Below are 16,703 nucleotides of genomic sequence, written 5' to 3' on the forward strand. Positions count from 1 at the left end.
GATATCGATTTTTTTAATAGCTATTTTATTTCAATTTTTTATTTACTCTTGTTTTTATAAAAACTATATTATGATGATCATCTAAGCTTAATTTATGAACTCAATGATGGTCTTTTTGAATTATTTCTGTTTCCTTTTTTTCTCTGAAAATTCGGTTTTGAAACACTGGGTTTTGGAATATGAGTAAGCGATGATAAAGAGTGCTTTTGTTTCGCGTTGTTTTCCGCTTTTTGGACTTTTCCTGCAAAGGTTTCAAGTACTTGTTTTTTATGTTCTTTAAATTCATTATAACCGACATCAAGATCTTCTTTTTTTGACAAAAACTTTTCTAGGTCATTTGGTAATTCGTCGTAAATTTTTCCGAATTCCTTGTTAAAAGTTTCATTTTCGAATTTGGTAAGAGTTTCATTGTCGAAGTAAGATAAGACTACATCATATTTATTTTCTATCACTGGTATCTCCAAGTTCATATCATTTGTTATTCTTCCCTTGAGTTCTTCTATTCTAATAGCTCTTGCGTCTTTATTAATTAATTCAGGCCTCTCATTTTTAATTAAAAAATCATTTAACACCTTATCCATTTTATTGATATCAATGATATATCTGCCTTTTCTCGTTTTTAGCCAACCAAATCTATTTGTTTTACAGAAAAGTTTTGCGACAGGTTTAGATATTCCATTGAATTCTCTACCTACAAAGTTATCATATCCATCTGAACTTAATGATGTAAAAGAAAAACCACGATCTCCCGTAATTCTTAGTTTATTTTTAGGGTCATTTTCGGCCTCATTAGAGAGTATACTATAAACAAGAGCCTGCACCTTTTCTATTTTTTCATAAAACTTAAGCCTGTTTCCAAACAACTCAGAAATTTTATCTTCTACAGCCATTTGTAACATAAATGGCTTGAGTTCTTCTTTGTTATCTTCGTAAAAATCGAACAATTTATTGTTTACAAATTTTGTTATAGGTTTTATACAATTTCCCAATTGAATGGCTAGTGTAGCTAATTCTGTTTTTTGTGTTGATTCATTATCTGCCTCAATAAACTCATCCAATATGTTTTTTATTGCTTTTTTTTTATATTTAGTTATTTCGTCTTTTCCTAGTTTTACTCGACTAAGAAACTCATTCAACACCTGCCCATTAGTCCGTAATTCTAAATCTTCTGTTTTATAAAAATCTTGATCTAATCTTTCTAAAGATGCTAGAATCTTTTCTATATCCTCCCTTTCATAATAATCCTGAAGAGTTTGACTAAGCTTATCTAACGCCTTTTTATTTTCATATAGATATAACTGTGTATTCACTTGATCAGAAGATGCATTGTGCTCTATATTTATTGTTTGGTAATTCTCTTCTAATATTTCTAAAAATTCTGTAGGTATATTTTCAATACCCGGGTTCTTAGAAATACTTATGTCTTTTAGGTTATTAAGAAGACCAATTTCTGGAGGAAAAACTTCAAAGTTATTTGAGGATATATTTAGTCCTGTTAACTTTTTTAGGAAACCTATGTCTTTTGGTAATTCTTTTAAGTTGTTATTATATAATGCAAGAGTTTTGAGCTCTTTAAAAATTCCTATTTCTTCTGGTATTTTGGTCAATTTATTTCCAGACAAGTCCAGAGACGTAAGCTTAGGAAGCTTTGCATTGGCATAATTTAGAACTTCTATTAGTTCCTCTTGTGTTAGGTCCGCTGCAATTCCCCTCAGGCGTAGTTCTTTTGTGTTCTTTGATAATGCTACATTATCTATGTAGTCTTTAATTTGTAATAAATTCATAATATATATTGTTTTAATAACGCTATTCAGGGGTTTTTACTTGTTCCTTATACACGTGTGATTAATTATTGATACCTCAATATTCGTATACATTGAAAAGAATTACTACAATGAAGTAATAAACGGTAAGGTTGAGGTAATAATTGAAGCCTACAGTTCGTAATACGATTGGTTTCCTAAGACTATGAGATTATAAAGAAAAAAATACCATAGACTCCGAAGACAACATGCAAGATAGGTTGGTTTTAAAACCAACCTATCTTACTTACTACTTCCGAAAAATACGTTATCCGATGCCAGGTTGAGATCTCCTGGATCTATTGTTATTTATATTCGCCCTTGAGGTATTTGTTCTTTTTCGGTTTTTTTTGAGTCTGGCAGGTACACTTGACATCATAGCAAAGATCCTAGTATCCTTTTTCTTTCCGGAACCTAATTTAGCCTCTTTATATAGTCCCTTAAGTTTATTCTTAACCTTGGTTTTAAATTCGCCATACCCCCTTTTAACATCTTTTTTTTCTATTAAAAAATTTCCTAAATCTTCCATAATTTCCCCCATGTAATTTTCTAACTTTTCGGCTACAGGCGTGTCATAAATGTCAATCTTTTTTTCCTTGTCTAGCTGAGTAATCATTTTATTAATATCTATGCCTACCGCTTCTTTATATTTTTCAATATCCCCAAGTTTTTTTATAAAGTTTGGATCTTTTGTTTCAATTTCATTGATTCTGTTCTTTTTAAAAAGGTAGGTGTTTAGCGTATTGTTTAATTTGTTGTTATCTATAATGTATTTGCCATTTTTTTTAAGGAGTTTACCGTTACGTTTAGTTTTACAAAAAAGTTTTGCAGTATCTTTTAGAATAGTTTTATATCGGGTATCCCTAAAATATTCCATAGCCCCTACATGATCCGAAGAACTAGGAGCATACATGCGATCTCCTGTTATTTTTAGATGATTTAATTCCATATTCTCAGCATCAAAGAGCAATACGCTATTAACCAGTGCATTTGTTTTTTCTATAATTTCTGAATCATCAATGGATCTAAGTTTTAAGGCAAATTCATTATCGATTTTTTCTTTGACCGCCATTCTAAGAATAAGGGGCTTAATCTCTGGAGTGTCTTTGTTGAGGTCAAAAACAGCTTCTAAGACAAAATCATATACTGGTGTATTACAATTTCCTAATGGCACCGCCAGACTAGCAAATAAATCTTTACTGGTTTCAGGGTTTTCTAATTTTGATAATTTTAATAACTCTTTGGCAGCATTGTCAAAGTACTTTTGATATTCTTCTCCTTCTCTTGGAAATTTTTTAAAAAAATCTTTAATAACCTCAGATGCACTATATTGTTTACCATTTCCTGTAGTGAATAGCTCATTGTCCTCATCTAGTTTCGTTAATGTTTGTCTTACACGCTCCAAGGCGGTTTCATCGTCATTAATATGATCTCTAAGATAATTTAGGGCTGTTACTCTGGATTCTTCTCTTTGTATGGCTAATAATTGTTGTTCATATGTTTTGAAACTTTCTTTTAACTCATTGGAGGCATTGTCATATTTTATTTTGAGTTTTTCTTCTCCAAACTTGATATACAAGTTTTCTGGCAACTCCTTAATAGCAGTATTGTCTGATATATTTAGGTTCGTGAGACTATCAATAGTACCGAGTGCTTCAGGTAAATAAGATAGATTATTAGTAGAAATATCGAGGTTTCTAAGATTCGGAAGGTTATCAATTTTATCAGGAATAGCTTGCAAATTATTATTTGATGCATTTAATAACCACAATTTTTCTAAATCTAATATTGCATCCGGTATATGCACTATGTCATTGTCATTGAGTGAGAGTATTTTTAGGTTTGTAAGTTTTCCTATTTCTTCAGGTAAAGCTACCAAGTTATTATCCGCTAATCTAAGTTCCTCCAGATTGGGAAGCTTTTCACTAATATACTGCAGTAGTTCTTTGAGTTCTGTTTGGTTTAGTTCTTTTAGCTTTCCATTCAGGTTTAGATAGTTCTTATTTTCGCTGGATAAAACTTTATCTGCTTCTTGCTTTAATTCTGCTAAATTCATGTTGTTTTTATTTTTATAATATGCAATCAAGTATTTTGATTAGCGTACTAATTAGATTATCAATTGAATAACAAGATTAACCAATGAGTAACTCCCCTACTAAGACAAAGTAATAAGTGATTCGATTTAGGTAATAAATGGATATTGCTAAAACCTCCATCTGGTACTTTGTGCAGACGCGTGAATACTCTAACAGAGAAAAAAAGGCTTAATCATATCATAAAAAGCATAAAAAAATTCAGAAAGCAACTTGCATAGTTCCCAGTAAAAAATTCTGTTCATTATAACAATGATATCAAAATTTTACATAGTTGTATAGACCCCAAATTAACCATAGTTGTGACTATACCCAATTTCAAAAATATCAAAAGCTTAATATATTTTTATTTTTATTGTACAATCCTTATTAAATTAACAAAAATTAGGTTTTTACATCGATTCAATGAAATAAAAAAAATATATTGTAGTTTTTTTGTTTTAGTCTTTCCATATGTATTCATATTTAACCAAGAAAGATTGACGAAAATTATTAAATCACTATATCATAAACACTTATTTATAACTATTACATTTTAAAAACTCTTAAAACCATGAAAAAACACAATCTAATTAATGTTAGGTTATTCGTTCTAGGACTTACTTTCTTATTTTCATTCTCTTCTTACAGTCAAAAAATATTTGATTTGATGAATCAAGATGGTGTAAACTTAAAAGAAGTGCAGGACGAAGCCGAGCGCTATTTCTCTATTGTCGGAAAAGGAAAAGGAACCGGTTACAAACTTTTTAAAAGGTGGGAGTATAATGCACTCACAGAACTTCAATCAGATGGTACCATACAAAGCGTAACTAAAGTTGCCAAAGCTAGGCAAAGCAAAAAAAATACATTTGTCAATTCAAAAGCTTTTTCATCTAGTAATTGGACAGAATTAGGTCCTTTAACAATGACCAATGGTGCCAATGGATATGCCCCAGGAATAGGAAGAATAACTGCTATTTATATAGAACCCGTAAATCAGCAGATTATATATGTCGGCTCTCCCGGTGGAGGCTTATGGAAATCCGTCAATGGTGGTAATTCCTGGACACCTCTTGGTGATCAGTTCGATACCATGAGTATATGGTCGATTCAAGGAGACCCTATTAATAATAATATTGTTTATATTGGTGATGCACTTGGTCGGTTACGTAAGAGTACAGACGGAGGACTTACATTTACAACGCTTCTCGATGTGGTTGGCCAACTACGGGACATACTTATTAATCCAAGTAATACAAACGAAATATATGCTACGCTATACACCGGTAACGTAGGACTCTATCGTACTACAGATGGAGGTAATACATGGTCTCAAGTAATTTCGGGAACTGTTGAAGATGTTATGTTTAAACCTGGTTCTACATCTACAATTTACGCATGCGGAACCAATTTTTATAAATCAACTGATGGTGGAAATTCATTTACTCAAATTACAAATGGCATTGTTGCTTCAGAACGAATGAAAATGGCCGTATCAACCGCTAACAGCAATTATGTATACCTAGTACAAAAATCAGGAAGTTCTTTTGGATATCTATATAGATCAACTGATAGTGGCTCAAGCTTTACAATCCAATCCGACGCATCTGATGGTAGCTTTCTGGGGAGTCAAGCAGGTAGAGATATGGCAATAGCTGTGAGTCATACTGATATTAACGAAGTACATATCGGAGGACTAGATTTGTATAAATCGTCAAATGGAGGAACTTCTTTTGCAAAAGAAACGTCATGGATAAAATCCAATGCTTCTTATCCATATGTTCATGCAGATACAGAGGTACTTCAATACATTGGTTCAAATTTGTATGTTGGTTGCGATGGAGGAATTTTTAAAAGTACAAATACAGGAAACAGTTTTACAGATTTATCTGCAGGACTAGGAATTCAGCAATTTTATAAAATAGGAAATTCTGCTTCGAATAAAAATAAGGTAGCTGGTGGATCTCAAGATAATGGTAGTGTGATTATGTCTGGTGATGCTCACGAATGGATGCAATACTTTGGCGCTGATGGGATGGATTGCGCTATAGACCCAAATAATGAAAATATCATATATGGTAATTATCAATTCGGAGGATTTCTTAAAACAGTAAATGGCGGAGCCTCTATAGCTTCTTCGGTAAAACCTCCAGAAAATGGTAACGGACTATGGGTTACCCCTATGGCACTTGACACGAATAATAGTAATAGAATTTATACCGGATATGCTGATTTGTACCGCCATGATAATGCAGCATCTAGCGGAGACTGGGTGAATGTATCCTCTAATATTAGTTTTGACAGAAGCTTATCACAAATTGAACTTTGCCCATCTAACAGCAATAAGATTTATGTAGCCACCCTAACCTCGATGTATACATCATCAAATATTTTAGATACCTCACCTACCTGGACTACTATTAGCTTGCCCTCTTCTAGTTTAGTCACCGATATTGCCGTAAACCCGTATGATGAAAATAATGTAATCGTAACTATGGGAAGTACTATTTATCAAAGTACTAATGGTGGTTCGAATTGGACTAATATTTCTAGTGGACTACCCGGTTTATCAATAAAATCTGCGGTTTTTGATAAATCACCAGACAAAGGTATTTATGCTGCAGTTAACGGTATGATCTTCTATAGAAGTAATTCTGTAACAAATTGGACCAGTTTTTCTAATAATATCCCCAATGTTGATATCAGAGAATTAGAAATATATTATGGCGCTTCGGGAGAAAGTAGAATTCGTGCAGGGACATATGGTAGAGGTCTGTGGGAATCGCCTTTGTATGATGATAGAGAGTCAGAAGATATCACTTACTTTATTCCTGATCCTACAAAAACATATTATATAGATGTTCCTCACCACAACCTTAGAATCGCTGCTAGTGGAGAAAGCGAAGAACCTTATACCACATCCAGTACCACTACCGGAGAAGATGTTGAATGGAAATTTGTAGATAAAGGAAACGGATATTGGCATATTGATCGCGCTGCAGGGGGCAGTAAACCACGTTTGCGATCAGACAATAGCGAAAATGCTGATATGCAAGAGACTAATTTTACGGGAACTTATACATATTATGAATTTTCTGAAGGAGTAAACCCAGGAACCTATTTCCTAACATTGCCGGATGGTCCTACAAACCATAAACGACTTCAGGTAAACTCTAGCGGAGCTATAAAAATGCTTTCAACATCGAGTGCGGGCACTTGGGAATCTTTTACGTTTACCGAAGTTCCTGAAGAACCAGAAGTATTTCCTGACCCTAATAAGACCTATTATATAGATGCTGCATACTATAACGTAAGAATTGGGGCATCAGGCGAAAGCGAAGAACCTTATACCACTTCTGTTACCACAACAGGTCCTGACGTAGAATGGAAGTTTGTGGACAAAGGAAATGGATATTGGCATGTTGACCGTGCAGCAGGTGGTTCAAAACCACGTTTACGTTCTGATAATTCAGCCAATGCAGATATGCAAAGTACTAGTTCTTCTGGTGGTTGGACGTATTATGATATTACCACAGGTGATATCGACGGGACATATTTCCTTACATTGCCAAATGGACCTACAAATTATAAGCGACTACAAGTAAATAATCATCAAAATATTACTATGGTTTCTGAAGCTCACAATGGTACATGGGAATCTTTCTTAATTACAGAAGCAATCCCTTCTTCTTCTACAGAAATTGCAAGTGAAAAAGAAAGCCTGAGTACCTTAGAAAAGAATACTATTTTGTTATTTCCTAATCCGGTACAGACCAATATGCAGATTCAACTGTCCACTGATGGAGAAGAGGTCATCATATCGATCGTTGACCTATTAGGTAAAAAAGTGAGTGAAAACACATTTCAAACACACACGGGCATTAATTTGCTAAAAGTAAATACCGAAAACTTTGCAGCTGGATTATACACTGTCACTATCCTAAAAGGGAAATCAAAATTCTCAAAAAAGATCATGATTCGAGAATAGATAATCGTTTACTGTTATACTAAAAAACAGAAAAAGACTGTCTGAAAAGGCAGTCTTTTTTGTTTATACAAAGTGTAAATAGTATAATTTTAGTTAGTTAGTTACCATATAAGGGGATGCCGCAATGATACCGCTACACCAAACGCTTTTCACACTTTTTATTCCTGCCACACTACTTCCTGTACTATTAGTGTTTTTTCCGTATACTTAGAAAAAATTCAGGTATATACTCGTATTCTTCTCCGTTGAAAAGATTTTATGGAAATAGAATGACCTATAATTTAAGAATTTAATCATTATATGCACTAGTGCGTATGGCCATTTCAAAAAATAAAATGCAAAAAACCCTTAAAATAATTGCAATCTCTATTTTAATACTGATTTTATTTAGAGGTACCATCTACAGATTAACAATTAATTACACTGAAATGGGAAGTCGACCAGGCATTGAAATAACCAATAAAGAACTAATTAATAGAATCGCACTGAAATCCAAAAAAAAAAAAAGGGAAAAATTACTTTAGAAGATATTGTCGCAGTGGCTGACGAAATAACTAAAACTGAATTGAAATTTACGACAAATAGGGCTTCAAATAATCCAAACATACTTATAAATACTAGAAAAGCAAATTGTGTGGGATATTCAGCAATGTTCAATTCAATTGCAAATTTCTTAATCAAAAACAATGATTTAGAAAATAAAATTAAAGCTGAACATAAAATTGGGAAATTAGATTTTTTAGGAATTAACATCCATCAATTTTTTAAAGGCACATTTTTTAGAGACCACGATTTTAATGAATTAACAAACAAAGAAACTGGAAAAAAAATAGTAATTGACCCAACTGTGAGTGATTATTTAAGAATAAATAGGATTACAAAAAACAAATGAAATAATTTAGAAATTATCAATGAAGGGATAATTTACTTTCTCTAGAAATCATCTTTTATGAATTTCATTTTTTAAATATTTAAAAGAGCCTAAATAATCAGTAGATGTATTGATATTAAATTTTAAGCGACAAGTCAATTATCAGATAATTCGGATTTGCAATAAGAAATCTTAAGCAAGTGAATGCACTTATCGCAAACTAGTACTATTATATACCGCGCTTTACTTTTAATATAATGACTACTCCTGCATTGTATGAAATTAGTCGAACTAGTTTAATACAATGAAAGAATGATTTACTTTTTATTGTAACAATATGGGAACTTTATCGTCGTAATAAAAACAAAAAAAATGACTACTGAAAGGAAAACTGCTATAATAATAGGCTCATTATTTTTGATCTCTACAACTACATTCTTAATTGGGGATGAATTAATTGGATCAATTGTGTATACACCCGAATATCTTAAAAATAGTTATCCGAACGTCAACCTAATAGGTCTTGGAGTAATTCTTCAGCTTATTAATGATATTGCAGTTGTAAGTATTGGAGTAATTTTTTTACCAATTTTAAAAAATCACCACCAAAACATAGCCTTTGCATACATGGGTTCAAGAATCATAGAAGGAGCATTACTTCTTGTAAGTGCAGTCAGCCTTTTATCTATAGTTCTCCTAAGTGAGCAGTATTTAAACATAATTACTACAGAGGTTTCATATTTCGAGACTTTAGGAGTGTTATTTAAGGCAGGAAGATATACAGCCTTTCAATTGGCTATGATTGCCCTTAGTACAGGCAGTTTGTTGTTGTGCTATTTGTTGTACAGAACAAAGTTAATTCCAAGAATTTTATCAATTTTGGGTTTTATTGGTTATACACTATTATTATTGAAAATGTTAACAGAAATTGCTGGTTATAGTTTTGGAGGAGAAATGCTATATCTTCCAGGAGCCTTATTCGAGATACTAATGCCTTTATGGCTTATAATAAAAGGCTTTAATGTTTCATCAAACATTTCATATGCTAAAAAAGTATAATTAGACAACTTCTCTTACTTTTTAAAACCTCTTACTGCTTCCCACAATATTGGTATTCGTTTTTTTGCATACCTGAAGGTAATATTAAGTTTATCTATCCTCAACAGCTCGAATTCGCATACGAAATCATGGGTTGGAAACCAATTACAAACTTTTTACCATCTAACCTATTTCTTTAATCCATTATGCAAATGCAGAATAAAAATTCCGGTAAAACCAAACACTAGGTTTCCGTCATTAAAATTAAAATTATTTGGGGTTTGTGTTATAAACGCATCTTCTACCAAATTACGGGTATTAGTGAGCTGAAACTGCAACATCACATCACTTAATTCCCAATTAACACCCAAAGAAAAAGCATTATAGGTATCTCTAGATTCTAACGGATTAAATAAATGGTAATATTCTGAAACAATCGAAACATGCCCTCCTACTTTATATCTCCCTCCCATACCTAGCGCAAAGTGATTCTCAGGATCTTCCTCAAAAACAGAAGAGTTTCTATGAACTAAGGTTGGAGAAAACTGTAAAGAAAATTGAGAAGTCACTTTTTTCGACAGCAAGAGTTGAGTAGTAAAAGCCAATCTATCAGCAAAGTCATCACTACGATGAATATCTGCCAACGAAGTACGTTCACTTTGGTATGATCCACTTTGTAGCAAGGTAATGCTAAAAGGGAATCCATGTTTACGTTGTCGCACCATTTTATATTTAAGAAACATATCAAAAATCCCATCAAGTGTGGTACCACCAACACCAAAAGTTAATCGATTGCTAATTCCATATTCTAAAGAAAGGCGAGTACTCATTTTATCAGCTACAAAACTCTGAATATCTGAGTTCGGAATATTCCAAAATCGACTTCTAGATCCTATTTCTAATACTCCTTTTTTTAAAGTTTCTGTCGAATGGCCTAAAGAAATCCTTGATGATTTAAACGTTGCTAATTCATAGGGATGTGCATCACTTTGAACCTTGTCTAATTCATCTAATAAACTTTGTGCATTGACACTGCTCAATCCACACACAAGTGCTACAAAAAGAAAATACATATTACAATTCATAAGGCTCATATTCAAATTTAAATTGCACGGAAATGTTTTTTGCTATATTGGGCGCGAGTACAGACGGAATTTTGATTTCGAAATCTTTGACAGTCAATTCAAAATCTCCACTAAAAATGTATTTCTGTTCTTGGAATGTAATTTTAGTTTTAATTTCTACCTCTTTTGTGATTCCTCTAATTGTAATTTTTCCTTTTACAATCTTTGTTTGATCTTCTCTATTTGCTGGATCAAAATCGAGTATTATTCCCTCTAGAGTAGCTTTTGGATACAGATCAGATTCAATATAACTTTCATTAAAATGCTCTCGCATCAATGCCTTTTTAAAAACGAAAGCTTTCATCAACATACTAATCGCTATTTCATTTTTAGAAAAGTCAATAACACTAAGAACCTGATTATTTTTAGCTTCAATATTTTCGACATTAGTATAGGAAAAAAAAGTAACCTGTCCCTGACGGGTTATATACCTATCTGATACATCAACATTTGTATTGATGATCCCGGTTATCAAATAGAATAATGGTATTAATTTATTCATCTTTTCAGATTGCTCAAAAACACTGTTAACCCCTTATCATATAGTAGAGTTAAAGAAATTAAAAACATCTTGCTTAAAAGTTTCTGATTTCTTTATTGTCTTTTTGCTTTTTCTAGTTAGTAATTGTTTAATAGCCTCAACAACGCATTTTTATGCCATTTTACTACACCTTTTACGAATAGCAAAAAGTCCCTAAATAATACATGCGACAAGGCAGTGCGAATATAAATTAAAGGTAGGCAACAAAATAAATTTGTTGATATACATAAAGTAAGTATATCCTTATTTAAGGTAAACAAAAAGTGAGCAACCCTAATTTTGAGGTATACATCAGGTAGACAATTCTTAAAACAGCCATTTAGAACACAATTACACTGTCATAATCATTGATTTAACAGTTTTTCTATTCGTAGTATCAAAATGATATCTAAATTTATACGTTTTTTGTATAACACCACCTATGCTTAAGCTAATACAATTTGATCAAACAACATACTATTTTGTGTACATTAAACATCCTTAACGCATCAACCCTAAAATTCAATACAAAAAAAATTGAATGGATTATCTGTATATCACTACTATTCTTTGTTAATTTCTCCTATGCCATAATTAATAAAGAAATCGATAGTTTAAAAAAGCAATTGGCGCTTCATAATACCAATGATATTCTAAAAGTAGACTTGTTTAATGAAATTGGATATGAGTATTGGATTATCAATCCCAATGAATCTATTTTCTACGGAAAAAAAGCACTAGCACTATCTAAAAAGCTAACGTATCAAGAAGGTGTAGCATATGCCAATAGAGTTATTGGCGTAGCGTTTTGGGCACAAGGATATCAAAACAAAGCATTAGAATACCTAATAACCTCTCAGAATACATACGAAAAGATTAAAAACACTGAAGGGATTGCAAATACCACCCTTAATATAGGAATGGTCTATGCTGATTTAGAGCAGTATGACAAATCACTTTCTCATTACAACAAAGCTATTGATAAGTTCATGTTACTCGAACTTAAAGACAGGATCGCAACTACTTTTACCAAAATGGCTACCATTTTTATAGCACAAAATAGAATAGAAGAAGCAAAAAAATACCTAAATAATGCCTTAGAAATTCATACTAAGAATAGCTTTATATATGGTATTGCAGAAGTACACAACCGTCTGGGATTATTATATATTAAAGAAAATCAAAGAGCGCAAGCCTATTACCATGTTCATAGATCTATGTCATTGGGACAGCAAATATTAGATATTGATGGATTAACAAGCAACTATATTTTACTCGGAAAAATACATAGACTTGATAATGAACTAGATTTATCAGAAAAAAACCTAAATAAAGGCTTGAAAAAAGCTAAAGAGAATAATTTAAAAAAACAAAAATTAGCAGCATATGAAGAATTAAAGGAGTTAAGAAAGCAACAAAATAGACCCATAGAAGCTCTTGCATTTTCTGATCGATATATACAATTAAAAGATTCGATTCTTGACATTGAAAAATCAAAACAAATAGCATATCTCGAATTTGAAAATCAATTACAAAAAAAAGACAAAGAAGTACAACTCCTTAGAGCAAAAGAAAAAGTAGATATACTAATTAGATATGCCCTTATTGCAGGTATATTAATTGTATGTTTTGTTATTTATTTGGCCTTAAAATCTTCTAAAAAAAATAAAAAATTACTGGAAAGAGATCAAGAGTTATCAGCTACAAATAGCGCACTGGCACAACAGGCCTTAGAAAATTCGAAATTACAACAGATAGAGCTACAGCGACAATTAGATTTTAAAAATAAAGAGCTTACCTCCTATGCCCTTAATTTTGTTCAAAAAAACGAAATGTTGCAGCAGTTACTTGATAAATTAATTTTTATCAAAAATACCGATATCGACAAGAGAAACCCCATTATTGTAGAGACTGTCGAAATCATCAAAAGAAACCTAACTACAGATAAAGATTGGGAAGATTTTAAAATGGTTTTCGAAAAAGTTCATATTGAATTCTATCCAAAGCTTACAGCAAAACATCCTGATCTAAAAACCAACGATCTTAAAATCTGCTCCTTAATACGACTAAATCTTAATATTAAAGAGACCGCAAGTATTCTAGGAATATCTCCGGAAAGTGTAAAAACTGCAAGATACCGTCTTCGTAAAAAGTTGGGGCTACAACCCAAACAAGAAATCGTTACCTATCTAATTGATATTGAAAAATCATAAGAAAGAATAGTGTATTAAGTATATTACCTTTTCTTCTAAGGGTCATCCTCTAATTAAAAAACATAAAAATGTTTTATTCGATACAAAGCGTTTTTTATACAAAGCAAAATTCTTATACTGGAGAGAGGAGGGTATTTTCCTAGAAAATATTTTATGGTTTAAATACTGCTATTTCTATTTGGATATTTCACCTTTTTGAAGTCGAATAAACATCAAACTATATCTATTTACAGTTTGGAAACAAAATCTTTTAATTCATCTGTGTATTCTGAAGCTCCCATTCCGTCGTTATTAGATGCAATTATTAACGTAAGATTACATCCTATATCTCTACCTTCTTTTACATTTCTTGACATTTTTTGGATAGGAAAGTAAAAATCCTTGTCCCATTGAATGATACAGATTGGTGTTTCTAAACGCCTCTTAAGTTTAATATTAGAAGCAATAGCTATGTATGACGAAAACAGTGTGTCATTTGACTCTATCAACTCTAACCCTTGCTGTGCTCCATTACTGTACCCTACAAGAACAATATTATCAGAATCAATAGGATAGGTGCGTTTAGCAACTCTAATAAAATCGGTAATAATATGCTCTAACTTTTTAATACTAGGTCTTCTCCAAGAAATTTTAGGGCTAAAAATAATACTGTTATCATCATTAAGTGCAGGAGTAAAAAAAGTTTCTTTTAAGGCAGGGTATTTTGCATTTCCAACTCCTCCTGGTAATATAATATACAAAGACATTTTTTCTGATGAAACACTTTCTGGTATTGTTAAATCATATGCACCTTGATATGTTTGAGAAAAAGCTTCAAGTGCTAAAGTATCTTCGTTACTATACATAGTGAAAGAAGAAATTAAAACTGCTGTAATTACCAGTACTTTTGATACGAAACAATTTAAACTTTTCATTTTAGGGCTTTTTAGTTGTTATTACTGGTGTAAAATTAAGGTTACATACATGATTTTTGTTCGTTTTTTCGACGAATGAACTATTTGTTGCGACGAATGGTTGTCATTAACTGATTTGTGGTTAAACCGTAATTGCTGTTTAAATTAATTTGGAAGAGAATATCATTTTAATGGCCTAAATTCTAGGGATGTTAAAAAGGTCTTCGACTTAAAAAAAGTAAAGTAATACTATAAATACCTCTAAGTGTTACTTTGAATGCACTACATAGGATGGAAAATGATAGGATATAAAAAAACCATCACGAAAAATCGTGATGGTATAATAAAAATTCAAAGCTTTATTTTTTTAAATTCTTTTCTATTGTACGATTGACTAATACAATGTCTCCAATGCAGTTATATCAGTACTAGAAAATTCTCCGTCTTCGCTAGAGCTAAAACATGCCAACATAATAGAATCTGCAAAATCAGAACTAGGCGTACCATTGATTAGTATGGCTCCTACTCCAGCAGTACCTTCATTAGAATTTTGGCCACAGCTCTGACGAGACTGCCAATCCTGATGACGGAATCCTATTGAATGTCCTATTTCATGAGTAATTACATGCTCATTTACATTAGTACTAAAACTACTTGTACCATTGTTAATCTGAACCCATTTATATGGCTGACCACCACTAGGGAAACCTGCAGAACCTCCTCCTCCAGAAGCTCCATTATTATATACTACCATATCGGCATTAGTACTTGCAGCATATGTTAATGTAAAATTCAAAGAGGTATTTAGACGGTTGTAGTTATTTACCGCCCATTGTAATGCAGTTTGCATATTACTAGTTAATGCATAACCAGAACCTGTATATCCAATGATACTGATATTTGTATCAGAAACAAGGTTATTCGTTCTATATTGCTTGTTATTATTCTCTGCTTCAGCTAAGGCATACTCTGCCAATTTATCCAGTTCAAAAATAATATCACCAGAAACAAGTGCTTTGTAAGGCTCCTCTCCTGGATGTTGTATCATTTTATACTCGGCGTCCATTGTATTAACACCCGCTTTTGTTAATGCTTCTAAATGTTCTGGGGATACTTTCTCGACTGCTGTAGTTTCTGCAGCCTCTTCAGTAAATTCGGTTTTCTCACATGATACCAAGGCACCAGTAACGATAGCGCAAAGCGCTAAAATTTTAATTTTCTTCATTTTAATAAGTTGAGTTTGTGTAGTTATAAAACTAAAAATAGAATTGTTACATCCTATTCCTAAAATTGCAATTAAGTAAAAAGCTTTGAACCTTTTTTATTTTTTTGCATTTCGAATATATGATTTTTTTTCCAAAAAAAAGTTAATTCACTACACTGTCCTCATCAAAAAGAAGGAAATGATAAGATTTTTTTAAGAAAAATTAAAAAACTTAAAGCTAAACGCAAAACTAAAAAATCGACTAAGTGCATATGCATTTTTAAAAGCTTGTTTAGCAAATATTCCTTGCCAAACGACCAAAAAAAACAAAAAAAGTATGAAATCAGTGCTAATTAGATGATGTATCTCTTTATCGTAAAATGACAATTATATTAAATAAAATATAAAAATAGTATTGTCAACAATTTCTTCTAAACTACTGATCAGTTGAAGATATTTCCTACAAATTATAAAGTTTAACCTCAAAATGTTAAAAAGGCTTAAAGAAGATGTAATTAACATTTTGTTAATACGTGTGTATGCCCAAAATAAATCTAATTTTAAAGAAAAAAAGAAAAAACTGCTATAAATAGGTACCTAAAAACAAAGTTAATGTTATCTCTTATCAAATACATCTATAAGAAATAACCATAATACAAACATTATACTATCTCCGCACTAAGACCTGCTTCTAATAATTTAGAACAACGGGGCACTAATTCTTCGTAAGCACCTGTTTTTACTGTACATTTTCCTTTATAATGAACCAACATAGCACATTGCTCTGCCTGAAGTGGAGTATGCTCACACGAACAAATTAAAGTTTCTATAACATGGTCAAATGTATTCACATCATCGTTATATAAAACAATCTCATTGTTTTTTTTATCAAGAAGTTGCTCTGCAACTTCTTCTAAAACTTTTTCCTGAGTACTCATAGGGGTCCCTTTTTTCTACAAATATAATAACTTCGTCCTT

The 16,703-nt window shown here is 31.9% G+C and carries 11 protein-coding genes; 4 read left to right on the forward strand and 7 right to left on the reverse strand.

Features of this window, described 5'->3' with window-relative positions; all coding sequences use genetic code 11:
- Positions 1-92: 92 nt before the first annotated feature.
- Both DZ60_RS24155 and DZ60_RS0109285 read right to left on the reverse strand, forming a co-directional pair.
- Positions 93-1,784, reverse strand: a complete 1,692-nt coding sequence (locus tag DZ60_RS24155) for a leucine-rich repeat domain-containing protein (protein ID WP_025741810.1) — start codon at positions 1,782-1,784, stop codon at positions 93-95.
- A gap of 286 nt (positions 1,785-2,070) precedes the next feature.
- The gene (locus DZ60_RS0109285; protein ID WP_025741811.1) at positions 2,071-3,858 is read right to left on the reverse strand and encodes a leucine-rich repeat domain-containing protein; all 1,788 of its coding nucleotides are present in this window, start codon (positions 3,856-3,858) and stop codon (positions 2,071-2,073) included.
- A 590-nt stretch (positions 3,859-4,448) separates the two neighbouring features.
- Here DZ60_RS0109285 and DZ60_RS0109290 point away from each other — a divergent pair.
- From DZ60_RS0109290 to DZ60_RS0109305, 3 genes are all read left to right on the forward strand, one after another.
- Complete coding sequence (locus DZ60_RS0109290) at positions 4,449-7,862, forward strand: T9SS type A sorting domain-containing protein (protein WP_081740450.1); 3,414 nt, start codon at positions 4,449-4,451, stop codon at positions 7,860-7,862.
- Between the two features lie 538 nt (positions 7,863-8,400).
- Entirely contained in the window at positions 8,401-8,754 is a 354-nt protein-coding gene (locus DZ60_RS0109300; RefSeq protein WP_025741814.1) for a hypothetical protein, read from the forward strand.
- A gap of 351 nt (positions 8,755-9,105) precedes the next feature.
- The gene (locus tag DZ60_RS0109305) at positions 9,106-9,792 is read left to right on the forward strand and encodes a DUF4386 domain-containing protein (protein WP_025741815.1); all 687 of its coding nucleotides are present in this window, start codon (positions 9,106-9,108) and stop codon (positions 9,790-9,792) included.
- Positions 9,793-9,959: 167 nt separating this feature from the next.
- Here the strand turns inward: DZ60_RS0109305 and DZ60_RS0109310 are convergent, their stop codons facing one another.
- Together DZ60_RS0109310 and DZ60_RS0109315 are read right to left on the reverse strand one after the other, a co-directional pair.
- Positions 9,960-10,856 (reverse strand): DUF5777 family beta-barrel protein, encoded by an 897-nt coding sequence (locus DZ60_RS0109310; RefSeq protein ID WP_025741816.1) that lies wholly within the window; start codon positions 10,854-10,856, stop codon positions 9,960-9,962.
- Complete coding sequence (locus DZ60_RS0109315; RefSeq protein WP_025741817.1) at positions 10,846-11,397, reverse strand: YceI family protein; 552 nt, start codon at positions 11,395-11,397, stop codon at positions 10,846-10,848. Before DZ60_RS0109315 ends, DZ60_RS0109310 begins: the two co-directional genes overlap by 11 nt.
- A gap of 500 nt (positions 11,398-11,897) precedes the next feature.
- Here DZ60_RS0109315 and DZ60_RS0109320 point away from each other — a divergent pair, with 500 nt between their 5' ends.
- Entirely contained in the window at positions 11,898-13,628 is a 1,731-nt protein-coding gene (locus DZ60_RS0109320) for a tetratricopeptide repeat protein (RefSeq protein WP_025741818.1), read from the forward strand.
- Between the two features lie 227 nt (positions 13,629-13,855).
- Here DZ60_RS0109320 and DZ60_RS0109325 read toward each other — a convergent pair whose 3' ends face one another.
- The 3 genes from DZ60_RS0109325 to DZ60_RS0109335 form a co-directional block, all read right to left on the reverse strand.
- On the reverse strand, positions 13,856-14,542 hold the full coding sequence (locus tag DZ60_RS0109325; protein ID WP_025741819.1) for a hypothetical protein: 687 nt from the start codon (positions 14,540-14,542) through the stop codon (positions 13,856-13,858).
- A gap of 373 nt (positions 14,543-14,915) precedes the next feature.
- Positions 14,916-15,746 carry a M57 family metalloprotease gene (locus tag DZ60_RS0109330; RefSeq protein WP_025741820.1) on the reverse strand — a complete coding sequence of 277 codons (831 nt, stop codon included), beginning with the start codon at positions 15,744-15,746 and terminating at the stop codon, positions 14,916-14,918.
- Between the two features lie 641 nt (positions 15,747-16,387).
- Entirely contained in the window at positions 16,388-16,663 is a 276-nt protein-coding gene (locus DZ60_RS0109335) for an ATP-dependent Clp protease adaptor ClpS (protein WP_025741821.1), read from the reverse strand.
- Positions 16,664-16,703: the final 40 nt, after the last annotated feature.

The sequence above is a fragment of the Aquimarina pacifica genome, from assembly GCF_000520955.1.
GTDB lineage: Bacteria > Bacteroidota > Bacteroidia > Flavobacteriales > Flavobacteriaceae > Aquimarina > Aquimarina pacifica.